The organism is Billgrantia montanilacus, from assembly GCF_003336675.1.
In the GTDB taxonomy this organism is placed as follows: domain Bacteria; phylum Pseudomonadota; class Gammaproteobacteria; order Pseudomonadales; family Halomonadaceae; genus Halomonas; species Halomonas montanilacus.
The window spans coordinates 19,113-45,430 of the sequence record NZ_QPII01000023.1; the positions used below are offsets into that span (position 1 = coordinate 19,113).

Genomic DNA, 26,318 nt, shown 5'->3' on the forward strand with positions numbered 1-26,318 from the left:
CAGCGTCGGCCACCATCGAAACCAGATACGGTCTCCATCGCCCCCTGGACCAGGAGCAGCGACGACGTGATTACCGTCGAGCGCAAGGATAGCTTTCATCTCAAGATTTCCCGCGTACTGCAGGAGGAAACCTCGCACCGAGTGGACGTTTTCCTGTTCGTGCCCGGCGAGCTGGGACTGAATGATCACGTCATTTCGGAGGACGCCTTCTACCACAGCGCCATTCACAGCAAGCGCACCTATTACAGCGACAAGCACCACCTGCCGCTGGTGCTCAGCCGCCTGGCAAGCCGAGGCAAGCTGACCAGTGACCAGTACCGGCTGAGCCTCAGTCTCTACGCCTACCAGTACGTCATCGCCCTGGAGCGCTCGACCCAGACCCTGCTGGACACCGCCCGACAAGTGAAGGAGGAGGCGCAGCGCCAGGACACTCGGGATGAGTCAAGCGCAGAAGAAGACTCGCCCACGGCAGAAAACGAGCGATCCGAGGAGACGATGTCCCCGGCGGTGCGCCTGAGTGAGCAGCTCGAGGAACTGTGCGAGCTGGCGCAGGGCATACTTCGCAGGCTGCGTCGCAACCAGCCCGGCGACGAGAAGCTTCACAAGTATTACGCGAATATCGACAACTACCTTTCCTGGTTCACCGAGCAGCAGCTGCTGGCGCTGGTAGCAAACCTGCCTCGGGGCAAGGGCTTTCGTTCGATTCGCAAGCGGCTGCTGGCGATCTGCACCACCGAGAGCGACTACCGCGAGCAGGAGGAGTACAACTCCCGACGAGTCACCCAGGATCCCACCCGGATGTCCAACAAGATGCGGCTGCTGCGGCGGCTGATCGAATACCCTGTAACGCTGAAGCAGCAGAGCCAGGAACTGGGCGGTGGCGAGCAGAAGGCGGTCAAGGGACTGGCCACGGCGGTGGTCATGATCTTCGTGACGCTGGGGCTGCTCCAGGCCCGCGCCACCTTGGGCGACATCACGGCCCTGTTGGTGCTGGTAATAGCCGTTCTCTATGCCATGCGCGAGGTGTTCAAGGACGACCTTCGCAATACGCTGTGGCGCTGGTTGCGCAAGGGTCGCCCGAAGTGGCGACGCCAATACCTGGATGCCACCAGCGGGGCGCTGGTGGGCCGCCAGCTCGAATGGTTCGACTACAAGCGATTCGGCAAGCTCGATGACGATATCCAAAGGGTGCGCAAGCGCAATGTGGCACAGCGAGAGGAGGTGGTGCTCCACTATCGATCGAGTTCACGAATGTCGCCCACCCGTTTTCTCAGCGGCTACGAGAAGACCCGCGAGACACTGTCGCTGGACCTGTCGCTTCTGGCGCGCCTGATGGACAAGGGCGAGCACCATGTCTATCGCCTCAAGGATGGGCAGGTGACCCATGAGTCGGTGGAGAAGCGTCACCTGCTCAACCTGGTCATTCGGGAAGAGGGCATCAATGCGCGGCCGGTCATTCAACGCTGGAAGATCGTCATGAGCCGTTCCCGGATCGTCGATGTCGAGCAGGTCCATCAGGAAGGGGGAGTAGAGGGAGAGGGCTAGGGCGAATAAGGCATCACCATGATGAGGTTGGCTTGCAGGGTAATATTTGCCTCACATCAAGTGGTGAATCCTCCTCTCTGCTAATGTAACTGCCAGGGTACGGTTTGTGAGAGCCTCCGTGTCAGACTAGATTCAAACCTATGCCTTCCCGTTTTCCTTGTTCGGAGATGTCGCCATGCAAGCCGTTGATGTCATGACTACCAAGGTCATTACCGTATCGCCCGACGCCGACGTTCGGGAAATCGCACAGCTGTTGCTCGACAACAACATCAGCGCCCTGCCGGTGGTGGACGCAAGCCAGAAGGTACTGGGCATCGTCAGTGAGGGCGACCTGATGCGACGGGTCGAGAATGGCACTGAGCGGCGCAAGTCCTGGTGGTTGAAGTCGATTTTCTCCGGTGCCAATAACGCCAGCGAATACATCAAGTCCCATGCGCGCAAGGCACATGAAATCATGACTCCCAAGCCTGTCACCGTCAGCGAAGACGAGTCGCTGCAACGTATCGCCAAGCTGCTGGAGCGTCACCATATCAAGCGGGTACCTGTCGTGCGCGACGGTCGCCTCGTCGGTATCGTCAGCCGCGCCAACCTGTTGCGTGGTTTTTCCACCACCACCAGCGAGGGAGAGCCCCCTGTTACGGCGGATGACCGGGAGATCCGCGATGCCATTCTCAAGGAAATCGAGGACCGTACCGGCGTCTGGGTCGACCGCATCAACGTCATCGTGACCGATGGCGAAGTGCAGCTCTGGGGGCTGGTCGAGAGTCAGGAAGAGAAGATGGCGGTACAGGTGGCTGCCGAGAACATGAAAGGGGTGAAGGCGGTGGAGAACAACCTGGGCATGATACCTCGGGGAATTGGCGGCTACTGACCAGACGGGCGACCGACAAGCGCCATGAACGAATGGGGCGGCCTCATGGCCGCCCCGTTCGATTCATCCATTCAATTCATCGTCACCTGTTTCCGTTAGTCGACCTGCCTGAGGGCGGCTTCCAGATTGGCCAGGCTGCGTTCGAGATGGTGCAGTTTGTCCAGGCCGAACAGGCCGATGCGAAAGGCTTGATAGCCCTCACCTTCGTCGCACATCAGCGGTACCCCACCCGCCACCTGGATGCCGGCGCCGGCAAACTTGCCGGCGATACCCGGATCACGGGTGTAGCAGACCACGACACCGGGCGCTTCGAACCCGGCAGCCGCCACGCTGCGGTAACCGTAATTGGCCATCAGCGAGCGTACACCCTCGCCCAGCGCCCATTGCTCCTCGCGTACCCTGTCGAAACCGTAGGCGGCCGTCTCCTCCATGATGTCGCGCAGTCGGGCGAGGCCATCGGTGGGCATGGTGGCATGGTAGGCGTGGCCGCCGTTTTCGTAGGTCTCCATGATGGTGAGCCACTTGCGCAGGTCACAGGCAAAACTGGTGCTGGTGGTCTCCTCGATCCGCTCTCGGGCCAGCTCGGAGAGCATGACCATGCCACAGCAGGGCAGGCCGCTCCATCCCTTCTGCGGCGCGCTCAGCAGCACGTCGACGCCGATCTCGCGCATATCCACCCAGAGCGTGCCGGAGGCGATGCAGTCGAGGACGAAGAGCCCTCCCACCGCATGCACGGCGGCTGCGATGCGCTTGAGATAGTCATCGGGCAGCAGGATGCCGGCGGAGGTCTCGACATGGGGGGCGAAGACGACGGCAGGGCGCTCTTCCTGGATGGTGCGTTCGACCTCCTCGATAGGCGCCGGGGCAAAGGGCGACTGTGGATCGGCCGGGTCGATTCGACGTGCCTTGAGTACCGTGGTGGAATCCGGAATGGCGCCCATTTCGAGGATTTGTGACCAGCGGTAGCTGAACTGGCCGTTGCGGATCACCAGGCAGTGTTTGCCGGTGGCGAACTGTCGTGCCGCGGCCTCCATGCCGAAGGTGCCGCTGCCGGGCACGATCACGGCACTATGCGCCTGGTAGACCTGCTTGAGGGTAGTGGAAATGTCCCGCATCACGCCCTGAAAGCGCTGGGACATATGATTCAGTGAACGGTCGGTATAGACCACCGAGTATTCGAGCAGGCCATCGGGGTCGACATCGGGCAGCAGGCCGGGCATTTCTTTCTCCCTGTGTACAGTTCGGGGGTAGGCAATCCCTAGAGGATATTCCCATTGAACTTCCTGAACCAGTTTCGGTGCCTGGGGTGAACCGTCGTGGATAGGTGGGGGATGCCTGGCCGGGACGTGCATTCGCATGCCGCCCCGGTGTGAGGGCGGCTCAGGGGCGGCAGAAATAGACTTTCGCCGGGGGGATGTTGATGGGTTCGAAGCCGCATTCCACGGCGGAAAAGACCTGACGCAGGTCGGGCAGGACCTTGGGTGAAAACTGGTAGACCAGCATGGCGCCCTCCGGCAGCAGCGCTTTCCGGCTGCCCTCGAGGATACGTTCGCGAATCTCCGCTGGCATGGTGCTGAAAGGAATGCCCGCCACCACGTAGTCGGCAGCGGGCAGGCCGAGTCGTTCGAGTTCGGCCTGAATCGTCTCGGCGGAGCCGCTGATTATCTGCAGGCGTGGATCGAGTATGGAGCGCTGCAGGAAGTCGACGAACTCCTCGTTGGTCTCTATGACCACCAGTGTCGCCTCCGGATGCAGGCGGCTCAGGATCTCCCTGGTGATCGTTCCGACCCCGGGACCATACTCGACGATGACGCGAGCGCGCTCCCAGTCGACCGGCTCGAGCAGCCGCCTCACCAGATAGGGCGAGCTGGGTATGATGGAGCCCAGCATCCGGGGGTGCTTGAAGAAGTTGCGAGCGAATAGCGAGAGCTGAGCGCGTCGCTCGGTTCCTGCCATGACCGAGGGTCGGTCTTGAGCCGTCATGGGCTAGCCTCCTGATTTACAGCGTAACATGACTCCACTCTAGGCTAGCGGACGCACGTGGGAAAGGACGCTTTGTGCTGCTGCCTCGTCCGTCACGTCTCGGCTGGGCTATTTTGACAGCGTGACTCGTCCAAGATGGGCGCTTGAAAAAGCGCCTACGTTTAAAGGTGATGCCCATGGAGCTGTTGTGACGACGCAGCGAAGTTTCCGCTCCATTACCCTCTGCGCCCCGCCTTCGTGGGGCGTATTGCGTTTGGGGCGTATCTCGTTCGGAGCACATGTGCTGAAGACGACGGGGAAGCTGGCAAGGTAAGCTATGTCGGCAGGTGGAATGGCGATGCCGGCCGGGCCGCTGGTTTGGTACTCGGCTTCACGACTTAAGGGGCCATGGTGAAAGACTTTCTGATTATCGGTGGGGGCGTAATCGGCATGATGACTGCCTGGCAGCTGGCTGCAGCCGGGCATACCGTCACCCTGGTGGAGCGAGGAAAGTGTGGGCAGGAGGCGTCATGGGCCGGGGGAGGCATCGTCTCGCCCCTCTATCCCTGGCGCTACAGCGAGCCGGTTTCCAACCTGGCACGGCAGGCCGAGGACGAGTACGCCGCGCTGACGGCACAGCTGTTGGAGGCGACGGGTATCGATGCCGAGTATCGCCAGAAGGGGCTGCTCTACCTGCGGGTCGACGACGGCGACAGGGCGTTCGAGTGGGCGAAACGTGCCAACAAGCCGCTTGAGGCCGTCGATGCGGCATTCATCTATCGCAAGGAGCCCTGGCTGGCGGCAGGCGTGGCCAGCGGCCTTTGGATGCCGACCCTGGGCAGTGTCCGCAACCCACGGCTCTGTCAGGCACTGCGAGCCCATCTCATGTCGTTGCCCGGCGTTACCCTGCAGGAGGGGGCATCGGTCGAAGCACTGTGCATGGAAGAGGGGCGTGTCACAGGGGTGGATACCTCCCTGGGGCGTATCACGGCAGGGCAGGTGATTGTGTGCGGTGGTGCCTGGAGCGGGGTCCTGCTGGGTAGCATCGGGGTCGCGCTACCTGTGCGGCCCGTGAAGGGCCAGATGATGCTGTTCCGCACGCCGCCGATGCCCGGTGGCAGGCAGCTGCTGGAGCGCGTGGTGCTGGCCGATGGACGCTATCTGATTCCGCGAGCCGATGGACGTGTGCTTGTCGGCTCGACCCTGGAGCAGGCGGATTTCGACAAACGTCCCACCGAGGCGGCGCGGGAGTCGCTGCGACAGAGCGCCATCGCCATGTTGCCGGCACTGGCCGAGTGCGAGATCGAGCACCACTGGGCCGGGCTCCGGCCCGCGGCGCCGGATGGCATTCCGTTCATCGGCGCGGTGCCCGACATCGAGCGGCTCCATGTCAACGCCGGGCACTATCGTAACGGTTTGGTGCTGGCGCCGGCGGCGACACGATTGCTGGTCGACCAGCTGTTGGGTCGACCCACCCGGATCGACCCCGCTCCCTACCAGCCGTCGAAGCGCCTCCGGGAGCGGGGCTGTAGTGACACGGAGGAGAGCCGGGCATTCTCGCTCTAGGGTTTCACCCGCTGCGCTGCCTGGATCGCCGTGAGGGCGATGGTATAGACGATGTCGTCCACCAGGGCGCCGCGGGAGAGGTCGTTCACCGGCTTGTTGAGGCCCTGAAGCATGGGGCCGACGCTGACCACCCGGGCGCTGCGCTGCACCGCCTTGTAGGTGGTGTTGCCGGTGTTGAGGTCGGGGAAGACGAACACCGTGGCGCGCCCGGCCACCGGTGAATCGGGCGCCTTCTGGCGGCCGACGCTCTCGATGGCGGCGGCGTCGTACTGCAGCGGCCCGTCGATCAGCAGGTGCGGCGCCTGCTGGCGTGCCAGCCGGGTGGCCTCGCGGACCTTCTCCACGTCGACGCCGCTGCCCGACTCGCCGGTGGAGTAGCTGATCATGGCGACCCGGGGCTCGATACCGAAGGCCTGGGCGGAGCGGGCGCTCTGGATGGCGATCTCGGCCAGCGCCTCGGCGTCCGGGTCGGGGTTGACCGCGCAGTCGCCATAAACCACTACCTGCTCGGGCAGCAGCATGAAGAAGATCGACGATACCTGGCGGTAGTCGGTGGCGGTCTTGATCAGCTGGAAGGCCGGACGCACGGTATTGGCGGTGGTATGAATCGCGCCCGAAACCAGGCCATCGACCTCGTCGAGCTGCAGCATCATGGTGCCCAGCACCACGTTGTCCTGGAGCTGATCCTCGGCGGTCAGCGCGTTAACCTTGCCGCCGCGCCGTTCGACCATGGGCGCGATGTAGCGGGCCCGTATCGATTCCGGGTCGATGATCTCCAGCCCTTCCGGCAGCTCGATGCCGCGGTTTCGCGCCACCTCCTCGACCTCCTCGCGACGCGCCAGCAGCACGCAGCGTGCGATCCCTCGCTGTTGGCAGATGGCGGCGGCTTCCACGGTGCGCGGTTCGCTGCCTTCGGGCAGGACGATGCGTCGATCCGCCTGCTGGGCGAGCTTGACCAGCTGGTAGCGGAAGGCCGAGGGCGAGAGCCGGCTGGCATAGCCTCGGCTCAGGTGGTCCTTCAGCCACTGCAGGTCGATGTGCTCGGCCACGAAGCGCGTCACCTGCTCGGCACGCTCCAGGTCGTCCATGGGAATGTCATTGCCCATCCGCCCCAGGTCCTTGGCCGTGGTGAAGCTGTCGGTATCCACGGCCAGCACGGGCATGCCGGTCTTCAGGGCGGGTCGGCACATCTCGATCATGTTGTCGTTGGGCATGTAGCCGTTGGTCAGCAGGACCCCGGCCATGGGCACACCGTTCATGGTGGCCAGCGCCGAGGCGAGCACGATGTCGTCACGATCGCCCGAGGTGACGATCAGGTTGCCGGGACGGAAGGCATGGAGGGCGTTGGCGGCGCTACGGGCGCAGAGGCTGGTGGAGAGCACCCGGCGGTTGGCTGCGTCGCCCTCACTGAGGAAGCGCGCGTTCAGGGCACGGGCCACGTCGACGACCCGCGGGGCGATCAGGGCGGCGTTATAGGGCACCACGCCGATCAGGTGGAAGCGGTCGGTGGCCAGGGCTGGCGAATAACGGCGCAGCTCGGCCATCAGGCGGTCATCGACCTGCATTCGGCCGCCGGGAGCGAGCAGGGGCGGCGCTTCGCTGCCGGGCGGGTTGGGCATGCGCATGAGGATGCAGCCCAGGGTGCGAGCGGAGCCGATGCCGCCAAAGGCCTGGGCATGCATGTCCAGCTGCTCGGCCAGAGCCTGAGGTTCGACCGTGTCACCGCTGCCCACCAGGATGATGCGGGCATTGAGGGCATGGGCCAAGTGGGTGTTGAGCTGTGTGGCGTAGGTGCCGTGAGCCGTCGGCACCACCCCTTCCACCACGATCAGTTCCGGTGCTGTTCCCGCCTGGCGCTCGATGGCCTGGTCATGCAGTTCGATCACCTGCTCCATGAGTACATCGAGCCGGTCCTGGCGCAGCAGCCGCTCCATCTCGGCCTGGGGCATGGGTGGCGGCGCCTCCAGCCCCAGGGTACTGCTGACCAAGGCGGTGGAACGGTCGGGCCCGGGGCCGTTGAGTTCGTCCTGGCGAAACGGCTTCAGGAAGCCGGCCTTGAGGCCGATGGTGTCGAGGGCCTGCATCAGGCCCAGGCTGGCCGATGTCAGCCCGACACCCACGCTGGTCGGCACCATCAGCAGGACCTGGGGTTGCGGGCGGGCATTGCGTGGTGTCATGGGGTGGTCTCGTCCAGTAGCTGGCGGGTTTCTTCGGCGATACGGCCCTCTTCATCGGTGGGGATGACCCAGAGGTGAGGTGCCGCCGGATGCCCCCCGTCGATGCGGCCTTCGCGTCCACGCACCGTCTGGGCGTTGACGGCACGATCCAGGCCCAGGCCGAAGTGGGGCAGATGGCTGACGACCTTTTCGCGGACCAGCGGCGAGTTCTCGCCGATGCCGCCGGTAAAGACAATGCCGTCGAGGCGGGGCAGGGCGCAGGAGAGCGCAGCCAGTGACTTGGCAATGCGATAGCAGAACACCTCGATGGCCAGCCGGGCATTCTCGTGCCCTTCGCTGGCGGCGACTTCCAGTTCGCGCATGTCGTTGGTAAGCCCGGAGAGTCCCAGCAGGCCGCTGCCGCGGTTGAGGACCTCATCGATGCGCTCCAGACTCCAGCCGAGCTGGCGTGCCAGATGGGCGTGAAGGCCGGGATCCACGTCGCCGCTGCGGGTGCCCATCACCAAGCCTTCGAGCGGGGTCAGGCCCATGCTGGTGTCGAGGCTGCGGCCCTCCCAGACGGCGCAGGTGGAGCAGCCATTACCCAGGTGTGCGGTCAGCCAGCCACCCTCGATGCCGCTCAGGGCATCGGCACGCTTGCTCACGAAAGCGTGACTGGTGCCGTGGAAGCCGTAGCGACGGATCCCATGGTCGCGATAGAGTGCTTCCGGCAGGGCGTAGCGGAAGGCTTGGGGCGGCAATGACTGGTGGAAGGCGGTGTCGAACACGGCCACTTGCGGGAGATCGGGAAACAGCTTGCATGTGGCCGCCACGCCTTCCAGATTGGCGGGGTTGTGCAGCGGGGCCAAGGCTGCGGTGGCCTCGATGGCCGCTATCACCTCATCATCGATCCGTGCGGCCCGCGTGAAGCGCTCGCCGCCATGAACGATGCGATGGCCAACGGCGGTGGGCCGGTGGCCCTCGAGATGCTCCAGGATGGCCTCTAGCGCCCGGGTATGATCGGCGCTGGGCAGGGCCTTCTCGAAACGCTCGCCGCGACTATCGACCCCCTTCAGGAAGGCGTCGCTGCTGCCCAGGCGTTCGGCAATGCCAGCGAGGCGCGGCTGGTCCGCTGCGGCGGGTATCAGCGCATACTTGATCGAGGACGAACCACAGTTGATGACCAGTACCGAAGAGTTCATCGGTTCTCCCGGTGGTATGAGTTAGGGGTAGCATAGACGTTAGACCTTAGTCTACCATGTAATGATTTGCAGGCTATCATTCGACGCGCCCATTGTGCATGAGCAGGGGAGAATGGGCTTCTGTTGAAAACGCTGGCATGCTGACCGCCACCCTTCAAACACTGGAAAACCACTCATGTCGTCACCGTCATCGGCGATGGCCGTACCCGTTTTGCTGCCCCGCCATGTTGCCGTCTTGCTGCTGGCCGGTGTCGCCACGCTGTTTGCCGGCAATCATGTGGCGGCTCGCCTGGCCTTCGACGAGGGTACCGGGCTGCTTTTGGCCGTACTCGTCCGCTCCGCCGTCGCGCTGGCCGTGCTCATCGTCCTGTTCCTGGCGCAGGGCAAGCGCCTGGTGTTGCCGGCGGGGGCAAGACGCTGGCAGCTGCTGGCGGGGCTGATGGTAGCGGTACAGAGCCTCTGCCTCTACTCGGCGGTGGCACGCATACCGGTGGTGGTAGCGCTGCTGCTGATGAACACTTTTCCCATACAGCTGGCGCTGCTGACCTGGGCGTTGGGAGGCCCGCGCCCGACCCTGCGGGCGGCGTTGATCATGGCCGTGATTCTGGCGGGGCTGGTGGTGGTACTCGATGTGCCGACCCTGGTGGCTTCGCCCCAGGCCCTGGGAGAGGAGTGGCTGACGGGTGTGGCCTTCGGTCTCGGCGCCGCTACTGCCTTTTCTTTTGCGCTGTGGATCACCGAGCATCGCCTTGCCGAGGTGGGCAGCACCCTGCGCAGCCTGCTTACCATGCTGACGGTACTTGTCGCCATGCTGCTGGCCGGTGCGATGAGCCTGGTGCCCGGTGGCATGGCGCTGCCGGCGAGCGCTACCGGCTGGGCGGGGCTGGTGTCACTGGCCGTACTCTACAGCGTGGCGTTTTCGGTGCTCTTCATCAGCGTGCCGCGGCTGGAGATGGCCCGCAATGCACCGGTGATGAACGTCGAACCAGTGGCCTCGCTGGCGCTGGGCTACCTGGTGCTGGGGCAGATGTTGAGCGGCATACAACTGATCGGTGGGGGTATCGTGCTGGGGGGCATCGTGCTGTTGAGTCTTTCGCGGCGCCCCTGACAAGGGGGGAGCTTTTTCAGCCGGTAAATTCACTTGCGCGATTGCCATGGCTGTACCAGACTAGCTCTGCGTGTAAGGAAACGCTGTTTTTTAATTGGAGGTGCATCATGAAACTGATAGCAATCCCCGCTGTTCTATTGATCACCGGCGCCTTCGCAACCGCAGCACAGGCCCAGTACCAGGCACCGATGTATCCTCAGGGATATGTCGGTGGCGATGCCATGTTCTGGGATCTCGATCCGGATGGCGCTTCGTCCGCCAACTCGACGGGGCTACGCATCAGAGGTGGTGCCCAATTCAATGAATTCCTTGCCGCCGAGGCTCACGTCGGTACCGGCGGTTCCGATGGTGATGTCGAGCTGGACTACCTGGTGGGTGCCTACGCCAAGGGTATTGCACCCATTTCCCAGGAGTTCCGGCTTTACGGCATGGTTGGCATGACCGAAGTGGATTTCGACGTGGACCGTGAGAGCGGCTTCTCCTATGGAGCCGGCGCCGAGTTCGACGTGGCGCCAAACCTGGCGGTCGGCGCCGACTACATGCGCTACCTGGACAAGTCAGACCACACCTTCGATGCGGCAAGCGTCGGTGTGCGCTTCCGTTTCTGATCAGACGGCATCGGCATCTGCCAGATCCCGGAATTCATCAGCCATTTTCTCGCCCCTGTCGCCTGATGGGGGCGTTTTGGTTTACGGGCTCAGGGCTGTCTACCAGCTCAGGGCTGTCCACACGCTCAGGGCTGTGGCCAGCGGCCGGTCTCCATCCAGTGTCGAAGATAGACGGGCAGCTGCTTCAGCTCGCCGCATTCAATGACGGCCACCTCTAGCCCCTGGCTGCGCTGCAGGTCGGTCAGGTGCTGGCATGCGCGGTCGAATTCGCCGCAGGCCAGCAGCAGGCGGGTGCTGGCCAGTCCGGCCGAGTGGTCGAGCATGTCGTGCAGCCGCTTGAGCCCTTGTTGAAGGCAGGCATCGGGACCGGGTCCTGTGGTCAGGCACTCGATGAACAGCAGCTGGTTGTGGTGTACGGCCAGGCAGTCGGAGACCACGGGTTCGCCGTTGTGCTGCCCGCTGAGATCGAGTACATGGGCCCCACAGCAGGCCTGGTGCAGCCCGACTTCCTGGGCGCAGAGCCAGGCGTATTCGGTTAGCCAGCCACCGCCGAGATAGAGGGCCCCCGCCAGGGAGGAAAAGCTCACCCGCTGAGGGTCGGCACTCGACCACTCGAGCATGCCGGCGGTATTCAACTCGTTCAGCGCGTCGGTGCAGGGGAAGTGCGGTGCACGACTCAGCCGCTGCTGGCGGGCGGCTGGGTCGAGGCGTGGGCCTTCGCCCGGGTCGGCAATGCCGAGTACGCCTTGGGAACCGTGAATCCGTTCATGGAGCTCGCTCAACAGCCACGCCAGCTTGTCGGCCTGGTGACCAAGGTAGCGGGTCAGGGCCTTGTGCCGCTCGGCGGCGCTACGCCAGGCCGGGTTGTCGGACAGTGCCTTGATGCGCTTGCGGCCGTTGGCCTGCAGGAAGGTATCGACATCAAGCACGGGCTCGATGGCCACGGCCTCCAGCGTCGATGGGTTCAGGCCCGGCCCCATACGGTAGAGCGCGCCGGCACGGCTGTCGACATAGAGCCAGTCGGCCTTGCAGTGCCGCATGGCCTGCTGGAATAGCAGGGCGGTGAGCTTGTCGCTATCGGCCAGGTCATAGGTGACTGTGAGCTCTGGGGTGTCCCGCTGTTGCCGAGACAGCCATTGGGCCAGGCCGGTGGCGAACGCACTGATGCGTTGCGGGTCGCGCTCCGGCATCTCGTCCCACCGATGGATCTCTGTATGGGAGGACAGCTCATGCTGCAGCAGGATCTGCAGCCGCTCGGCGGTCTGTTGCTGCTGTCGTCCGGCAACCAGTACGACCCGCTGGGGTCGCAGCTGCAACAGGGGGATCAGGCTGGCTTCGGGATGCTCTGTCACTAGCGCTACATGCAGGTGGGGCATGGTCTTTGTCCTTCTGCACCGGGTCCTAGGCATTGTCCGAAAACTGGCTGCGCTCGCCGACTTTTCAGACAGTACCTTGCACGAGGGGGTGGCATAAGCAGGTACCGGCCACCGTCATGGCTACAGGCTACATCCGCACCTTCTTCGCTGTCGCCATGGGATGAAAAAAAACACGCCGGGCACTGGCCGGCGTGCAACGTTTTCCTGTCATCGAGAAAGATCAGACCTCCTTGTAGAGCTCGGCCCCCTCCTGCCTGAATTTCTCTGCCTGCTCTTCCATTCCGCGCATCACCGCTTCCTGATCGCCGTTCAGCCCGTGTTCATTCGCATAATCACGCACTTCCTGGCTGATCTTCATGGAGCAGAACTTCGGCCCGCACATGGAGCAGAAGTGCGCCACCTTGGCGGAGTCCTTGGGCAGGGTCTCGTCGTGGTACTCCCGGGCGGTGTCCGGGTCCAGGCCGAGGTTGAACTGGTCCTCCCAGCGGAATTCGAAGCGCGCCTTGGACAGCGCGTTGTCGCGGCGCTGGGCGGCCGGGTGCCCCTTGGCGAGGTCGGCGGCGTGGGCGGCGATCTTGTAGGTGATGATGCCGGTCTTGACGTCGTCCTTGTTGGGCAGTCCCAGGTGCTCCTTGGGCGTCACGTAGCAGAGCATGGCGCAGCCGAACCAGCCGATCATCGCCGCGCCGATGCCGGAGGTGATGTGGTCGTAGCCCGGGGCGATGTCGGTGACCAGCGGGCCGAGGGTATAGAAGGGCGCTTCGTCGCAGTACTCCAGCTGCTTGTCCATGTTCTCCTTCACGAGATGCATGGGCACGTGGCCGGGGCCCTCGATCATCACCTGGACGTCGTGTTTCCAGGCGATGTGGGTCAGCTCGCCCAGGGTCTTGAGCTCGGCCATCTGGGCCTCGTCGTTGGCGTCGGCCACCGAGCCGGGACGCAGGCCATCACCCAGGGAGAACGCCACGTCGTACTGCTTGCAGATCTCGCAGATCTCCTCGAAGTGGGTGTAGAGGAAGCTCTCCCGGTGGTGGAACAGGCACCACTTGGCCATGATGGAACCGCCGCGGGAAACGATACCGGTGACACGCTTGGCGGTCAGCGGCACGTAGCGCAGTAGCACCCCAGCGTGGATGGTGAAGTAGTCCACGCCCTGCTCGGCCTGCTCGATCAGGGTGTCGCGGAACACCTCCCAGGTGAGGTCCTCGGCCACGCCGTTGACTTTCTCCAGGGCCTGGTAGATCGGCACGGTGCCGATCGGCACCGGGGCGTTGCGGATGATCCACTCGCGGGTCTCGTGGATGTTCTGGCCGGTGGAGAGGTCCATGATGGTATCCGAGCCCCAGCGGATGCCCCAGGTCATCTTGTCGACTTCTTCCTCGATGGAGGAGGTGACCGCCGAGTTGCCCAGGTTGCCGTTGATCTTCACCAGGAAGTTGCGACCGATGATCATCGGCTCGGACTCCGGGTGGTTGATATTGCAGGGGATGATCGCCCGCCCGGCGGCCACTTCGGCACGCACGAATTCCGGGGTGATCTCTTCCGGCAGGCGTGCGCCGAAGCCCTGGCCCGGGTGTTGGTGGCCGAGGATGCGCTCGACTTCCGCGGTGCCGAGCGCCTGCCGGCGCTGATTCTCGCGAATGGCGATGAACTCCATCTCCGGGGTGATGATTCCCTGGCGGGCATAGTGCAGTTGGGTGACGTTTTTCCCTGCCTTGGCTCTCCGTGGCGTGCGCTTCAGGTCGAAGCGCAGCTTGGCCAGCATGGGATCGTTGGCCCGGCGCTTGCCGTACTCGGAGGTGGGGCCATCGAGGAATTCGGTGTCGCCACGCTCCTCGATCCAGGTACGACGCAGCGCCGGCAGGCCACGGCGCAGATCGACGCTGATCTCGGGGTCGGTATAGGGCCCCGAGGTGTCGTAGACCAGCAGCGGCGGGTTCTCTTCGTCCTCTCCGGAGGTCCTGGTCGGTGACAGCGAGATCTCGCGGAAGGGCACGCGAATGTCGGGGCGTGAGCCTTCGATATGGATCTTGCGTGAGCCGGGCAGCGGCTGGATGGCGGCCTCGTCGACCATGGCGGTATCGGCGAGGAAGTGCTGGGTCTTGCTCATGGAGTGTTCTCCCTAGGGTATTGCGGCTGTTGTGCGTTGTCAGGGAGGACAGCTGGGAGGACAGGGGCAGAGCGGCCTTGGCCTCTCTGCGTGTCGCTTGATCCCTACGCTGGTCCTAGCCAGTTCAGGTTCAACGGGATCCATGCTCCAACGCCGGCTGGCGCTGCATGATCTCAGCCGTTTTCAACGGCACCCCGTCAAGCGTGTGGTGCCCGCCATCATCGGTGGGCAGGTTCGTCGCCGCTACATTTGCGCCTCAAGCCCGGGGCTGATCCGGTGACAGGTCTGCGAGGGGCGCTGTGAACCCCTCCCTGGGCGCTACCGATTCCCTGCTGCGCTCTCGCATCCCGCTTCGCTTGCAAGGCCGGGGTTGGCCATCCATGGCCAACCCGTTCGGCGGGAAGAACACTCACTGGATGTTCTTCTGATTCCGCCTCACCCCTGGAATAGGACCCCCTCTTAGACCTGCCTCCGGCGCCCCTCACGTCGTCGCAGCGGCAACGGTCTTGCATGGCAGTGGGCTAGTCCGCGCGGTCCAGCCCCATTTGCCAGAAATCGATCTCCAGTCGCGTGGCATCGCGGAATACCTCCGACAGCTCCTGAAAGCGTGCCGGGGTGACGTCGGCCAGTCGCGCATCGAGCCACTCCAGCTCGGCGCGCATGGCGCTCTGGAACTCCTCGCCTTCGTACATGGCGATCCAGGCGTCATAGGGATTGGCCTCGCCGCGGACGGTGTCCTGCCGGCCATTCAACCAGTTGGCGATCTCGCCGTAGCCGATCAGGCAGGGCGCCAGGGCCACGTGTAGGTCGAGCAGGTCGCCCCGATTGCCGGTATCCAGTACATAGCGGGTATAGGCTAGGGTGGCCCGGGCCTCGGGCAGGCTGGCGAGCGCCTCCTCGCTGATTCCCCATTCGCGGCAGTAGCCCACGTGCAGGCCCAGCTCCACGTCGACGATGGCCTTCAAGCCTTCGTGGGCCTGGCGCAGGTCGGCCAGGGTGCGGCTTTTGTAGGCGGCCAGGGCATAGGCACGGGCGAAGTGGATCAGGAACAGGTAGTCCTGCTGCAGGTAGTGTCGGAAAGCGCCTTCGGCCAGGGTGCCGGCGCCGAGGCTGCGCACGAAGTCGTGCTCGATATAGGCGCGCCAGTCGTCCTGGCAGGCGGCGGTGAGGTCGGTAAAGCGGTAGCCCATCTAGCCTCCGGGTGATCGAGGATCCGGAGCGAGGCTGAAGTCGGGCAGGGGAGATCGTGAGAGAAGGGGAGCGCAGAGAGACGTGTCATCAAACCCCTTCGCCTGATTCCCTACGCCGGTTCATGCGGGGCCAGCGGCCCTACTCACCCGGATCAGGTTCCACGGGATCGGCGCTGAGGTCGCCCTTGGGCTCCCTGCGCCATCTCAGCCGGAATCACCGGCACCCCGTCAAGCATTGCAGGCAGTCTAGCAGGGTAGGGGGCAGATGCCAGCCCGCGAATATCTGGGGCCGTCTATTGCCTGAACGCATCCAACTCAAAAATCAGATCCACCTTGTCGCCGACGATGCCGTTGTCTACCCCGCAGATCATCCCCCAGTCGCTTCGGGCGCTGGTGGGAATTGACGGAGCAGGCAGTGAAGGCCGCCATTATCTGGTTAATGGCTTTGTAAAAAATCATGCCATCCATTATTCTATAATGACTCTCGTATATAGGTGTTATGTGTAGGCGATAGTTAATCCTTGAGATGCGGGGTTGTTTGTCATCTCATTCCTTATTGTCTTGTTGCATATTTATTAGGGGTTTTAGGCATGGAAAGTAAGAATTTTATTTATGCCCCCGGCTGGGTCAAGGTGGTTGCTTTAAGTGTTCTTGCCTTTGCGCTTATAAGTGCTATAGGGGTTTCTGTCTATTTTCTTGGAAAAGAAAATCGGCAAGACTGGATATTGGTCGCTATGTCGCTTGGGCAAGTGGCGGCCTCCGGTATTGTGATAGCAATTGTGGTGTTTTTTTCTGAAAAAGATGTGAATGTGATAAATCTTCAGAAACGTGCAGAACGACTTTTTTTAGAAACTTTCCCAAGAGCCTGTTTGCTTATTGATTTTCCAGAAGGCGAGTTTAAGCTGTGGGAGAGCAAGAAGGTAAATGGCAATGATATTGCACAGGCATTGAGGAATAGCAAGACTACTATCCGGGTCAATCATATCCCTGGTCAAATTGATGCGTATTATCATATATCTCGTGAGAGTGGTGAGTCTATAGTTATGCGATTGCAGGTTAATGTGGGGGAGGTGGCGATAAGTTATTATATTCCAGCTGAGTGCGAAGATGAAATGCACGAGATTTCTAAAAAAATGGAGTGGGCTTTTTCTCGGTATTATGAAATAGGCGGCTATGTAGGTGGGTGGTATTTTAGTAGAGAAGATTTTGATGGGCTTACTTATGCTTCTATCCACTTGACGAAAGACTTTGGGGCTGACTTTCTTGAAAATGAGCGCAAGAAGCTTTTCATGTCAAATGACGTTGCCGCTACAACGCGTGGAATTATGAAGGACTGTGTGAAGAACGGTATTTCGATGAGTTATTAGTGGTGGAGAATGGTTGTGCGAAAAAGGGAATGCATAAATTCCTCCGCAGCTGCCGGATAGCCACCCGCGAGGCTGGGAGCTTTTACGGCGCAGATCTCGATATCCGCGCGGCTTGTGCACCACAGGTACGGTAAGACAGCAGCTCTCAGTACAGCCGGAAGGAGCGATGCTCCGGATGCCCCTCCTGCTCCTCGATCACCTTGCGGTAGCGCTTGTACTCCCACTGGTACTGGGCCGGGTCCAGCGCGATGGCATCCTCGACGCAAGCGTTTACACCGGTCGCCGATTGCTCTTCATCAGGAGAGTAGACCCGCTCGTCGGCGGCCAGGAAGTGGATGGCGAAGCCGCGGCCGGGAATGCGCCGCGCCACGCCGGTGACAACGCGTGCGTCGGTGCGGGCCACCAGCTTGGGCAGCAGGGTGGCGGTATAGGCCAGGCGGCCGTAGAAGGGGGCGAAGACGCCGCTGCCCCAACTGGGTTCCTGGTCGGGCAGGATGCCTATGGCTTCGCAGCGCTTGAGTGCCTTGAGCAGTGCCGCCACGCCGCGTGGGTTGGTGGGTACCAGCGTCGCACCCATGCGCTCACGGCCCTCACGCGTCACGGGGTCGAGCCCTTCGACCTTGGGCGGCTCGTACATGGCGGTGAAGGGAAAGTGGCTGGAGAGCCAGAAGTTGAGTACCTCCCAATTGCCGAAATGCGGCGCCAGCACGATGACGCCACGGCCCTGGGCGCGGGCCTCGTCGAGCAGCTCCCGACCATGGACTTCGATGATCGAGGCCTCGACCCTGGCCGGCTGGGCCATCCAGGCGAAGCCCAGCTCCAGCATGGTGGCGGTGGAGTGCGTCAGGCTTTCCTGGGCCAGGTCGCGACGTGCTGCCTCGCTCTGGTCTGGATAGACCTGGGCGAGATTGATCTCGGTGACGTCGCGTTCGCGCCGACTGAGGCGATACACCAGCGGACCGACCAGCCGGGAAAGGCGCCACAGGCCGGGGAGGCGGCGGCCGGCGAGGGTGCGCCACAGCGTGGTGGCGAGACGTGCCTGAATGACGCTGGAATAGGATCGTGATGCGCTCATGAGCGTCAAAACAGCCAGGTGTCCACGTTATCGGGCGCGCGCTTCTCCTGCAGGTTCTTGAGTCCTTTGGCGCAGCGAATCACCAGCCAGACCACCGCCAGTAGCCAGGTGACGAAACCGATCATGATCAGCGTCAGCAGGCCGGAGACCGCAAAATAGAGCAGCGATATCCAGAAGGTGCGGATCTGATAGCGATAATGTTCGTCGAGCCAGTGAGGCCCCTTGCCGCGGTAGACATAGGCGATCACCACACCGACCACCTGAGTCAGCCCGCCGCTGATGATGCCGGCGAGAAACAGCGCGTAGATGACGATGGGAATGGTGGTGTCGGGAGAACCCGGATCGGTCACGGCCCGTTGGTCACGGTTATCATCAGGATGCAGGTTATCGGTCATGTCACGTCCAGCAATTGAATGGCGAGGTATGTTGCTGATTTGGCCAGTAACACCAATGATACCGGCCAGATGAAACAATACCAGTGGAGCGGCTATTCGCTGGCCGTCTTCAGCGGACGGCTGATCTCCAGCAGATTGCCGTCCGGGTCGCGCAGATAGAGCGACTCGATGGGGCCGGTGGCGCCCTGACGGTCGACCGGGCCCAGCTCCACCTCGACATCCAGCGCTTCCAGGTGTCGCTGCACTTCGTCCAGCGGCAGCAGGCTGCGCAGGCACAGGTCGAGACTCCCCGGTGTTGGGGTGGCGGCACGGGGCTCGATGTCGGTGGCCGTCCAGTGCAGGCGCAGGGCGACGTCGCCGAGCATCAGGTCGACGCGCTCACGGTCGCGGTAGCGCACCTCCAGACCCAGCACTCGGGAATAGAAGTCCACGGCGCGGGAAATGTCGGTCACGGTGATGACCAGGTGGTCCAGACCTGACAGCATTCACATCTCCTTGAAAGGTTGTACTGGCACAGAGGATACGATGATGCAGACCTGTCCGCTATGCGGATCTCGCGATACGCGCCACTACCATCGCGATGTCCGACGCGACTACCACCAGTGTGAACGGTGCGAGCTGGTCTTCGTGCCTCCCGTCCAGCGTCTTGCTCCCGCGGCGGAGAAAGCGGTTTACGATCAGCATCGGAACAGTCCCGACGACTCCGGTTATCGGCAGTTCCTGTCACGGCTTTATACGCCGCTGCGCGAACGGCTGGCACCGGGTGCCTGCGGACTCGATTTCGGTGCCGGCCCCGGCCCGACCCTCTCGGTCATGTTCGAGGAGGCGGGACACCCCATGGCGATCTACGATCCCTTCTATGCCCCCGACCCCGCGGCCCTGGCGTGTCACTACGATTTCGTGACCGCCACCGAAGTGGCGGAGCATCTCTTCGAACCGGGGCGTGAGCTCGAGCGATTGGCCAGCCTGCTGAGGCCCGATGGCTGGCTGGGGCTGATGACCAAGCGGGTCACTACGCTGCAAGCCTTTACCCGCTGGCACTACATTCTCGACCCCACCCATGTGGTTTTCTTCAGCGACACCACCTTCGAGTGGCTGGCCTGTCATCTCGATATGCGCCTTGAGCTGCCGGCCGCCGATGTGGCCCTGTTGCAGCGCAGGCCAAGGTAGTGCAGACCGAAAGCCAACGGTCAGTGTGGGTAGCGGTCGTTTTTCGATAAGTTGCTGTTATGAAAGCCTGGAAGTGTTGCTTTGGCGTTGACTTATGGGGGCGGCGGCGTATGATTTGCGCCGCGTCATCCCACCTCACGGGCGCTTGTATAGCGTGAGAAGCCTGGCAGGCATTCTCGGCAGGTCCTGCCACACTGTTTCCCATCCATGCGTTAATTCCTGTTTCTTCCACTGCTGTCGAGAGGCCCTTCATGTCGCGGCAACTGCTGGCCATGGCCCTGGCACCCCTGCTGGGGCTTTTCATCCTGGGGATCGGCAACGGCTTCCTGGCCACGCTGATCACACTGCGCCTGGACGCCGCCGGCGAGTCTCCGGTGGTCATCGGCTGGGTCTCGTCGGCCTACTTCATCGGCCTGGCGCTGGGGGCGATGTTCAACGACCGGCTGCTGCTGCGCATTGGTCATATCCGTGCCTACGGCACCTTTGCTTCGCTGGTCGCGGTCACCGTGCTGCTGCAGGGGCTATGGCTCGACCCCATCTCCTGGTTCGGGCTGCGCCTGATCGGCGGCTGGGCCACCGTGGGGGTCTATCTGGTCATCGAGAGCTGGCTGCTCACGTCGGGCGACCAGAAGGTTCGCGGCCGACTGCTGGCGCTCTACATGATTTCGCTGTATGCCGCCGGTGTCCTCGGCCAGCTGCTGTTGGGTGTGACGGACGCCATGGGTGTCACTGCGCCGTTCATGGTGATCGGCATGCTGGCCTCGCTGTCGGTGCTGCCCATGGCGATGATCCCGCGGGTGTCCCCCCTGATCGAGCATGCCGAGCCGCTCTCGCCGATGCGCCTGATTACCCTGACACCTACCGGGGTCATGGGCAGCTTCGGCTCCGGGCTGGCGGTGGCAGCCGTCTATTCGCTGCTGCCGCTCTATCTGCAGCGTATCGGCCTGACGGTGAATCAGATCGGCCAGATGATGGCGGTGGTGATCCTGGGGGCGATGTTGCTGCAGTACCCCATCGGCCGCTGGTCCGACCGCCACGATCGCCAGATGGTGCTGATCCTGATCGGCACCTTCTGTGCGCTGATATCGGCTGGCATGCTGCTGTTGCCGCCTAATATCTGGGTGATGGCGAGTCTGCTCTTCCTGCTCGGTGGCGGCGTCTTCGCGCTTTATCCGGTTGCGGTCGGCCATGCCGCAGACCGGGCCCCGGCAGGTGCGCTGGTGCGCATGAGCCAGGGCCTGCTGCTGATCAATGCCATCGGCTCCACCGTGAGCCCGCCGCTGATTTCGCCGGTCATGGCGGCGATGGGCGATGCCGGCCTGTTCTGGGCCTTCGGAGTCATGAGCATCGGCATGGTGGCTTTCTTCAGCTGGCGGCGTAGCGTACGTCCGGCGCCGCTGCCGGTGGCGCCGTTCTCGCCAACGACGCCCATGTCGTCGGCTGGCGCCGAACTGGCGGTGACCGAGGAGTTGATGCAAGGCGCCACCGAGCATGAGCATGTCGAGGACCTGTCCGACGCAGTACCGGAAGTGGAGACGGTCGAGCCACTGGTTGGCCCGCCGCCTCCCGATGAGGCGCGTATCGCTTACTATGAGGATGAGGAACCGCGCCACGCGGCAGAGCCCGATCAGGAGCAGGTAGCTGACGAGGCGACGAGCCCCTCCCGCGGCTGAAGCGATTGACTATTCCGCCCGTCGTTATTCTGCGCCCGATGCCTTGTGTATCGGGCGCACTGTCTTTGTCAGGTGGTTCGCCTTTGTCTGGTGAATTGCCTGCGACCTAGGGATAATGGTTAACGAAAAGTAGTGAATCTACTATTCCGGCTATCATTTTTCCGAGGTATTGTCATGTTTCCCTTTGCTGCCCCCGTTCGTGATCTTCGCTTCGTGCTCGAGGAACTGCTCGAGTATCGCTCGCTGGCCCTGCCTGGCTTCGAGGAGGCCAGCCCGGATCTGGTCGAGGCGGTACTGGAGGAGGCTGCCAAGCTGGCGGGCGAGGTATGGGGGCCGCTGAATGCCAGCGGTGACCAGCAGGGCTGTGCCCGCCGTGACGATGGCAGCGTGACCCTGCCCGACGGCTTCATCGAGGCGTATCGGGCCTATGCCGAAGGCGGCTGGAACGGCATCGGCGTCTCCGAGGCTCTGGGTGGCCAGGGCCTGCCCGAGGTGGTGGCAAGCAGCGTGCAGGAGATGCTCCACGGCGCCAACATGGCGCTGGGGCTCTGCCCGATGCTGACCGCCGGCGCCATCGAGGCGCTGGCACACCACGGCAGCGACGCGCTCAAGGAAACCTACCTGCCCAGGCTGGTGGAGGGGAGCTGGACCGGTACCATGAACCTCACCGAGCCCCAGGCCGGCTCCGATCTTTCCAGGGTGCGTACCCGCGCGGTGCCATGCCCGGATGAAGAGGCGGATCGTTATCGCTTGTTCGGCCAGAAGATCTTCATTACCTGGGGCGAGCACGACGCCGCCGAGAACATCATCCACCTGGTGCTGGCGCGCAAGCCCGATGCCCCCGAGGGCAACAAGGGCATCTCACTGTTCCTGGTCCCGAAATTCCTGGTCAATGCCGACGGCTCGCTGGGCGAGCGCAACGACGTGGTCTGCGCCTCCATCGAGCACAAGCTCGGCATCCACGGCTCGCCCACCTGCACCCTGAGCTTCGGCGAGGGCGAGGGTGCCATAGGTTACCTGGTGGGTGAGGAGGGGCGCGGCCTCAACCACATGTTCACCATGATGAACGAGGCGCGCCACAAGGTCGGCATTCAGGGTATCGGCGTGGCCGAGCGTGCCTGCCAGCATGCCTTCGCCTATGCGCTGGACCGCGTGCAGGGCAAGGTCCGTGGTAGTGACGCCACCATCAGCGAGCATCTCGACGTGCGGCGCATGCTGCTTTCCATGCGTGCCCGCACCGACGCCCTGCGTGCCTTGGCGCTCTATTGCGCCGCCGAACTCGACGTGGCTCGTCATGCCGGCGACGCGTCCGAGCGCAAGGCCGCCCAGGCCCGGGTTGACGTGCTGATTCCCGTGGTCAAGAGCTTCTCCACCGACCAGGCGGTGGATATCGCCTCCATGGGGGTGCAGGTTCACGGCGGCATGGGCTATATCGAGGAGACCGGCGCCGCCCAGCTGCTGCGGGACGCCCGCATCGCACCGATCTATGAAGGCACCAACGGCATCCAGTCGCTCGACCTGGCCGGGCGCAAGCTGCAGCGCGACGGTGGCGCGGCGTTCAACGACCTGCTCGGGCGGGTCGAAGCCACCGCCGAGGCACTGCGCGGCAATGGTGAACTGGCCGCCCTTGGCGAGAGCCTGGCTGCCGGGGCCGCCGACCTTCGCGCCGCCATGGCCATTGTGCTGGAACAGGGCAGTGATCCCGAGAGCGGTGTGGATGCCATCCAGGCCTATGCCACGCCCTTCCTCAATCTGGCGGGCCACGTGCTGTGCGCCTGGCAGATGGGGCAGTCCGCCCTCAAGGCCGCTGCCGCCCAGGCTGCCGGCAGCGGCGAGCCGTTCTACCAGGCCAAGCTGGTCGCTGCCGACTTCGCCCTGCGCCAGTGGTTGCCGGCCGGCCGCGCCAATCGCAGCGTGATCGATGCCGGTATGGCGAGTCTGGCCAGCTTCGATGTCAAGGCCATCTGATTCCGCCGCCGGTACTGTCCGCAAGAGTCAGGCCACAGGAGCCAGGCGGCAAAGCACAGCACTACGATAACAACGCCATAATGGAGCCCACCATGAACAACAGCATCTTCGAACAGGGCCTGCCCAAGACGCAGGCCAACTTTGTCCCGCTGTCGCCGCTGACCTTCATCGAGCGCAGCGCCTCCATCTACCCGGATTATCCGGCGGTGGTGCATGGCGATGTCCGCCGCAGTTGGAGCGAGACCTGGGCGCGCTGTCGCCGGCTCGCCTCGGCGCTGGAGAGGCGCGGCATCAAGCCCGGCGAGACGGTAGCCGCCATGCTGCCTAACGTGCCCGCCATGTTCGAGGCACACTTCGGCGTGCCGCTGGCCGGCTGCGTGCTAAACACGCTGAATATCCGCCTCGATGCCGAGGCCATCGCCTACATGCTCGAGCACGGTGAGGCCCAGGTGGTGCTGGTGGACCCGGAGTTTGCCGACGTCGTCGAGCAGGCTGTCTCGCAGCTGGCCATCAAGCCGCTGGTAATCGACGTGGACGATGCCCTCTTCGAGGGTGAAGTCCGCCATATCGGTGAGCTGGAGTACGAAGCGCTGCTGGCCGAAGGCGACCCGGACTACGCCTACCGGCTGCCCGAGGATGAGTGGCAGGCGATCTCGCTCAACTACACCTCCGGTACCACCGGCAAGCCCAAGGGAGTGGTCTACCATCACCGTGGCGCCTACCTGAATGCGGTAAGCAATATCCTCGAGTGGGCCATGCCGCACCACCCGATCTATCTCTGGACGCTGCCGATGTTCCACTGCAACGGCTGGTGCTTCCCCTGGACCATCGCCGCCAATGCCGGTACCAGCGTGTGCCTGCGCAGGGTCGATCCCAGGAAGATCATGGCGCTTATCGCCGACGAGGGTGTGACCCATTTCAGCGGGGCGCCCATCGTGCTCAACGGCCTGGTCAATCTCCCCGACGCGGACAAGCGCGACTTCGACCATCCGGTGAAGGTTACCACCGCCGGCGCCGCGCCTCCCTCCTCGGTGATCTCAGGGGTGGAGAAGATGGGCATCGAGGTGACCCACGTCTACGGCCTCACCGAGGTCTATGGTCCGGTGACCGTCTGTGCCTGGCGCGAGGCGTGGGATGAGCTGCCGGTGGAGGAGCGCGCAAGGATCAAGTCGCGCCAGGGTGTGCGCTACCACATGCTCGAGGCGCTCTGTGTCGCCGATCCCAATACCCTGGAGCCCGTACCCAAGGACGGCGAGACCGTTGGCGAGATCCTGATGCGTGGCAACAACGTGATGAAGGGCTATCTCAAGAACGAGGCGGCAACCGAGCAGGCGCTGGAGGGTGGCTGGTATCACACCGGCGACCTGGCGGTCTGGCATGCGGACGGCTACATCGAAATCAAGGACCGCTCCAAGGACATCATCATTTCCGGAGGCGAGAACATCTCCACCATCGAGGTGGAAAACGCCATCTATTCGCACCCGGCCGTGGAAGAGGCCGCGGTGGTGGCCAAGCCCGACGAGAAGTGGGGCGAGACCCCCTGCGCCTTCGTCAAGCTCAAGGTGGGATTCGGCGAGGTCACCGAAGCGGACATCATCGCGCACTGCCGGGAGCACCTGGCCCGCTTCAAGGTGCCCAAGACGGTGATCTTCAGCGAATTGCCCAAGACCTCCACCGGAAAGATCCAGAAGTTCGTGCTGCGTGAAGAAGCGCGCAAGTCATAACGCCTACAGGAGAGTGAATAGATGAACTCACAGCAGATTGGTGTGGTCGGCGCGGGGACCATGGGGCAGGGCATTGCACAGGTTCTGGCGACAAGCGGCTTCTCGGTTCAGCTCTATGACGTGGCCGACGAACAGCTTACCCGTGCCCAGGCGGCTATCGACAAGGGGTTTGGCAAGCTGGTGGCCAAGGAGAAGCTCTCCGAGGCCGACAAGGGGGCGGCCCTGGAGCGGCTGGCGGTGACCACGGCACTGGACGCCCTGCGCGACTGTGCCGTGATCATCGAGGCGGCGCCGGAGCAGCCGGCATTGAAGGAGAAGCTGTTCCGCGACCTCAGCCGGCTGACCCATGAGGCGATCCTTGCCTCAAATACCTCATCGCTGTCGCTGACCCGGCTTGCCGCGGTGTGCGAGCGTCCCGAGCGTGTGGTGGGCATGCACTTCTTCAACCCGGTGCCGGTGCTCAAACTGGTCGAGGTGATTCGCGCCGAGCAGACCTCTGATGCCACCGTGGCGCAGATCGAGGCGTTGGCCGAGGCCTTGGGCAAGACGCCGGTGGCCATTGCCGACTCACCCGGGTTCGCCGTCAACCGCCTGCTGGTGCCGATGATCAACGAAGCGGCCTTCCTGCTGCAGGAAGGGGCTGCGACCGCCGAGGACATCGACCAGTCGATGAAGCTCGGTGCCGCCCACCCCATGGGGCCGCTGGCGCTGGGTGACCTGATCGGCCTGGATGTCTGCCTGGCGATCATGGAGGTACTGCAGGAGGGCTTCGGCGATCCCAAGTACCGGCCCTGCCCGTTGCTCAGGCGCATGGTGGCCGCCGGCTACCTGGGGCGGAAGTCGGGGCGAGGCTTCCACGTCTACAGCTAACCGTAGCCCGGGGCTATCCCGGCAACGGGTCCATCGAGGAGGCGCTGTGAACCCTTCCATGGGCGCTACATTTGCCATCCATGGCAAATGACCTCCTCTTTGGACCCATTCTCGGCGCCCCTTGTGCTGGGAACCACCATGTTGTTGCGAAAACCAATCAAAAAAGCCAGTGCCGTGCCGAGGAACCCACTGGCATAGCTGAGCGCCCGTAACAACTCGCCGCCAACCCAGCCAACGGCGAACAGCTTCGTGCTCTTCGTGTTCTTCGTGGTGTTGAGAATTTGGCATTCGAACCGATTGACCACGAGGTGGGGGCACAACTGGGCACCAGCCATCCGCGTGTCTGTGGGTGTTCCCGGCGGGTTTGTCGTCGCTGCGATCG

22 protein-coding genes and 2 riboswitches are annotated in these 26,318 nt (G+C 63.3%); of the genes, 11 read left to right on the plus strand and 11 right to left on the minus strand.

Annotated features, from left to right (window positions below):
- Nucleotides 1–66: 66 nt before the first annotated feature.
- Both DU505_RS20275 and DU505_RS20280 read left to right on the plus strand, forming a co-directional pair.
- The gene (locus DU505_RS20275) at nt 67–1,545 is read left to right on the plus strand and encodes a hypothetical protein (RefSeq protein WP_114480780.1); all 1,479 of its coding nucleotides are present in this window, start codon (nt 67–69) and stop codon (nt 1,543–1,545) included.
- 175 nt (nt 1,546–1,720) lie between these two features.
- Nucleotides 1,721–2,416: a CBS domain-containing protein gene (locus DU505_RS20280; RefSeq protein WP_114480781.1), complete on the plus strand. Its 696-nt coding sequence runs from the start codon at nt 1,721–1,723 to the stop codon at nt 2,414–2,416.
- A gap of 95 nt (nt 2,417–2,511) precedes the next feature.
- On the opposite strand, the gene DU505_RS20285 is transcribed toward DU505_RS20280, so the two are convergent.
- Both DU505_RS20285 and DU505_RS20290 read right to left on the minus strand, forming a co-directional pair.
- Entirely contained in the window at nt 2,512–3,636 is a 1,125-nt protein-coding gene (locus DU505_RS20285; RefSeq protein ID WP_114480782.1) for an aminotransferase class V-fold PLP-dependent enzyme, read from the minus strand.
- A 160-nt stretch (nt 3,637–3,796) separates the two neighbouring features.
- Nucleotides 3,797–4,399 carry a class I SAM-dependent methyltransferase gene (locus DU505_RS20290; RefSeq protein WP_114480783.1) on the minus strand — a complete coding sequence of 201 codons (603 nt, stop codon included), beginning with the start codon at nt 4,397–4,399 and terminating at the stop codon, nt 3,797–3,799.
- 390 nt (nt 4,400–4,789) lie between these two features.
- On the opposite strand from DU505_RS20290, the gene thiO reads away from it, so the two are divergent.
- Nucleotides 4,790–5,944: a glycine oxidase ThiO gene (thiO, locus tag DU505_RS20295; RefSeq protein ID WP_114480814.1), complete on the plus strand. Its 1,155-nt coding sequence runs from the start codon at nt 4,790–4,792 to the stop codon at nt 5,942–5,944.
- Here thiO and pta read toward each other — a convergent pair.
- Together pta and DU505_RS20305 are read right to left on the minus strand one after the other, a co-directional pair.
- On the minus strand, nt 5,941–8,121 hold the full coding sequence (pta, locus tag DU505_RS20300) for a phosphate acetyltransferase (RefSeq protein ID WP_114480784.1): 2,181 nt from the start codon (nt 8,119–8,121) through the stop codon (nt 5,941–5,943). The two genes, thiO and pta, sit on opposite strands and share 4 nt — an antisense overlap.
- Nucleotides 8,118–9,302, minus strand: a complete 1,185-nt coding sequence (locus DU505_RS20305; protein ID WP_114480785.1) for an acetate/propionate family kinase — start codon at nt 9,300–9,302, stop codon at nt 8,118–8,120. The genes pta and DU505_RS20305 overlap by 4 nt, the downstream gene beginning before the upstream one ends.
- Before the next feature lie 175 nt (nt 9,303–9,477).
- On the opposite strand from DU505_RS20305, the gene DU505_RS20310 reads away from it, so the two are divergent.
- Nucleotides 9,478–10,410, plus strand: coding sequence for an EamA family transporter (locus DU505_RS20310; RefSeq protein WP_114480786.1), 933 nt, complete (start codon nt 9,478–9,480; stop codon nt 10,408–10,410).
- Between the two features lie 107 nt (nt 10,411–10,517).
- Nucleotides 10,518–11,018 (plus strand): porin family protein, encoded by a 501-nt coding sequence (locus DU505_RS20315; protein ID WP_114480787.1) that lies wholly within the window; start codon nt 10,518–10,520, stop codon nt 11,016–11,018.
- Nucleotides 11,019–11,143: 125 nt separating this feature from the next.
- Here DU505_RS20315 and DU505_RS20320 read toward each other — a convergent pair whose 3' ends face one another.
- The 3 genes from DU505_RS20320 to tenA form a co-directional block, all read right to left on the minus strand.
- On the minus strand, nt 11,144–12,394 hold the full coding sequence (locus DU505_RS20320; RefSeq protein WP_181872889.1) for a Card1-like endonuclease domain-containing protein: 1,251 nt from the start codon (nt 12,392–12,394) through the stop codon (nt 11,144–11,146).
- 220 nt (nt 12,395–12,614) lie between these two features.
- Nucleotides 12,615–14,504 carry a phosphomethylpyrimidine synthase ThiC gene (gene thiC / locus DU505_RS20325; RefSeq protein ID WP_114480789.1) on the minus strand — a complete coding sequence of 630 codons (1,890 nt, stop codon included), beginning with the start codon at nt 14,502–14,504 and terminating at the stop codon, nt 12,615–12,617.
- A gap of 84 nt (nt 14,505–14,588) precedes the next feature.
- A riboswitch (TPP riboswitch) is annotated at nt 14,589–14,711 on the minus strand.
- Between the two features lie 314 nt (nt 14,712–15,025).
- On the minus strand, nt 15,026–15,694 hold the full coding sequence (gene tenA, locus DU505_RS20330; RefSeq protein WP_114480790.1) for a thiaminase II: 669 nt from the start codon (nt 15,692–15,694) through the stop codon (nt 15,026–15,028).
- An 89-nt stretch (nt 15,695–15,783) separates the two neighbouring features.
- A riboswitch (TPP riboswitch) is annotated at nt 15,784–15,932 on the minus strand.
- A 352-nt stretch (nt 15,933–16,284) separates the two neighbouring features.
- On the opposite strand from tenA, the gene DU505_RS20335 reads away from it, so the two are divergent.
- Nucleotides 16,285–17,061 carry a hypothetical protein gene (locus DU505_RS20335; protein ID WP_147273113.1) on the plus strand — a complete coding sequence of 259 codons (777 nt, stop codon included), beginning with the start codon at nt 16,285–16,287 and terminating at the stop codon, nt 17,059–17,061.
- A gap of 145 nt (nt 17,062–17,206) precedes the next feature.
- On the opposite strand, the gene DU505_RS20340 is transcribed toward DU505_RS20335, so the two are convergent.
- The 3 genes from DU505_RS20340 to DU505_RS20350 all read right to left on the minus strand — a co-directional run bounded on the left by DU505_RS20340 (nt 17,207) and on the right by DU505_RS20350 (nt 19,016).
- On the minus strand, nt 17,207–18,136 hold the full coding sequence (locus DU505_RS20340) for a lysophospholipid acyltransferase family protein (RefSeq protein ID WP_114480792.1): 930 nt from the start codon (nt 18,134–18,136) through the stop codon (nt 17,207–17,209).
- Between the two features lie 5 nt (nt 18,137–18,141).
- Nucleotides 18,142–18,531 carry a DUF4870 family protein gene (locus DU505_RS20345; RefSeq protein ID WP_181872890.1) on the minus strand — a complete coding sequence of 130 codons (390 nt, stop codon included), beginning with the start codon at nt 18,529–18,531 and terminating at the stop codon, nt 18,142–18,144.
- Between the two features lie 92 nt (nt 18,532–18,623).
- Nucleotides 18,624–19,016 carry a VOC family protein gene (locus DU505_RS20350; RefSeq protein ID WP_114480793.1) on the minus strand — a complete coding sequence of 131 codons (393 nt, stop codon included), beginning with the start codon at nt 19,014–19,016 and terminating at the stop codon, nt 18,624–18,626.
- Nucleotides 19,017–19,056: 40 nt separating this feature from the next.
- Here DU505_RS20350 and DU505_RS20355 point away from each other — a divergent pair, with 40 nt between their 5' ends.
- The 5 genes from DU505_RS20355 to DU505_RS20375 all read left to right on the plus strand — a co-directional run bounded on the left by DU505_RS20355 (nt 19,057) and on the right by DU505_RS20375 (nt 25,936).
- A complete protein-coding gene (locus DU505_RS20355) occupies nt 19,057–19,701 on the plus strand; it encodes a class I SAM-dependent methyltransferase (RefSeq protein ID WP_114480794.1) in 645 nt (214 codons plus the stop codon).
- Between the two features lie 251 nt (nt 19,702–19,952).
- Nucleotides 19,953–21,374, plus strand: coding sequence for an MFS transporter (locus DU505_RS20360; RefSeq protein WP_114480795.1), 1,422 nt, complete (start codon nt 19,953–19,955; stop codon nt 21,372–21,374).
- 174 nt (nt 21,375–21,548) lie between these two features.
- Nucleotides 21,549–23,342 carry an acyl-CoA dehydrogenase gene (locus DU505_RS20365; protein ID WP_114480796.1) on the plus strand — a complete coding sequence of 598 codons (1,794 nt, stop codon included), beginning with the start codon at nt 21,549–21,551 and terminating at the stop codon, nt 23,340–23,342.
- Nucleotides 23,343–23,434: 92 nt separating this feature from the next.
- Nucleotides 23,435–25,066 carry an acyl-CoA synthetase gene (locus tag DU505_RS20370; RefSeq protein ID WP_114480797.1) on the plus strand — a complete coding sequence of 544 codons (1,632 nt, stop codon included), beginning with the start codon at nt 23,435–23,437 and terminating at the stop codon, nt 25,064–25,066.
- A gap of 21 nt (nt 25,067–25,087) precedes the next feature.
- A complete protein-coding gene (locus DU505_RS20375) occupies nt 25,088–25,936 on the plus strand; it encodes a 3-hydroxybutyryl-CoA dehydrogenase (RefSeq protein ID WP_114480798.1) in 849 nt (282 codons plus the stop codon).
- Between the two features lie 65 nt (nt 25,937–26,001).
- Here the strand turns inward: DU505_RS20375 and DU505_RS20380 are convergent, their stop codons facing one another.
- Entirely contained in the window at nt 26,002–26,271 is a 270-nt protein-coding gene (locus DU505_RS20380; protein ID WP_114480799.1) for a hypothetical protein, read from the minus strand.
- Nucleotides 26,272–26,318: the final 47 nt, after the last annotated feature.

Bases quoted from the DNA above. Each gene is read 5' to 3' on its own strand.
- DU505_RS20380 (WP_114480799.1), bottom strand. From the start codon at position 26,271: ATGGCTGGTGCCCAGTTGTGCCCCCACCTCGTGGTCAATCGGTTCGAA.
- DU505_RS20305 (WP_114480785.1), bottom strand. From the start codon at position 9,302: ATGAACTCTTCGGTACTGGTCATCAACTGTGGTTCGTCCTCGATCAAG.
- DU505_RS20360 (WP_114480795.1), top strand. From the start codon at position 19,953: ATGTCGCGGCAACTGCTGGCCATGGCCCTGGCACCCCTGCTGGGGCTT.
- DU505_RS20285 (WP_114480782.1), bottom strand. From the start codon at position 3,636: ATGCCCGGCCTGCTGCCCGATGTCGACCCCGATGGCCTGCTCGAATAC.
- DU505_RS20375 (WP_114480798.1), top strand. From the start codon at position 25,088: ATGAACTCACAGCAGATTGGTGTGGTCGGCGCGGGGACCATGGGGCAG.
- DU505_RS20365 (WP_114480796.1), top strand. From the start codon at position 21,549: ATGTTTCCCTTTGCTGCCCCCGTTCGTGATCTTCGCTTCGTGCTCGAG.
- tenA (WP_114480790.1), bottom strand. From the start codon at position 15,694: ATGGGCTACCGCTTTACCGACCTCACCGCCGCCTGCCAGGACGACTGG.
- DU505_RS20350 (WP_114480793.1), bottom strand. From the start codon at position 19,016: ATGCTGTCAGGTCTGGACCACCTGGTCATCACCGTGACCGACATTTCC.
- DU505_RS20280 (WP_114480781.1), top strand. From the start codon at position 1,721: ATGCAAGCCGTTGATGTCATGACTACCAAGGTCATTACCGTATCGCCC.
- DU505_RS20340 (WP_114480792.1), bottom strand. From the start codon at position 18,136: ATGAGCGCATCACGATCCTATTCCAGCGTCATTCAGGCACGTCTCGCC.
- DU505_RS20355 (WP_114480794.1), top strand. From the start codon at position 19,057: ATGATGCAGACCTGTCCGCTATGCGGATCTCGCGATACGCGCCACTAC.
- DU505_RS20345 (WP_181872890.1), bottom strand. From the start codon at position 18,531: ATGACCGATAACCTGCATCCTGATGATAACCGTGACCAACGGGCCGTG.
- thiC (WP_114480789.1), bottom strand. From the start codon at position 14,504: ATGAGCAAGACCCAGCACTTCCTCGCCGATACCGCCATGGTCGACGAG.
- DU505_RS20335 (WP_147273113.1), top strand. From the start codon at position 16,285: ATGGAAAGTAAGAATTTTATTTATGCCCCCGGCTGGGTCAAGGTGGTT.
- pta (WP_114480784.1), bottom strand. From the start codon at position 8,121: ATGACACCACGCAATGCCCGCCCGCAACCCCAGGTCCTGCTGATGGTG.
- DU505_RS20315 (WP_114480787.1), top strand. From the start codon at position 10,518: ATGAAACTGATAGCAATCCCCGCTGTTCTATTGATCACCGGCGCCTTC.
- DU505_RS20320 (WP_181872889.1), bottom strand. From the start codon at position 12,394: ATGCCCCACCTGCATGTAGCGCTAGTGACAGAGCATCCCGAAGCCAGC.
- DU505_RS20290 (WP_114480783.1), bottom strand. From the start codon at position 4,399: ATGACGGCTCAAGACCGACCCTCGGTCATGGCAGGAACCGAGCGACGC.
- DU505_RS20310 (WP_114480786.1), top strand. From the start codon at position 9,478: ATGTCGTCACCGTCATCGGCGATGGCCGTACCCGTTTTGCTGCCCCGC.
- DU505_RS20370 (WP_114480797.1), top strand. From the start codon at position 23,435: ATGAACAACAGCATCTTCGAACAGGGCCTGCCCAAGACGCAGGCCAAC.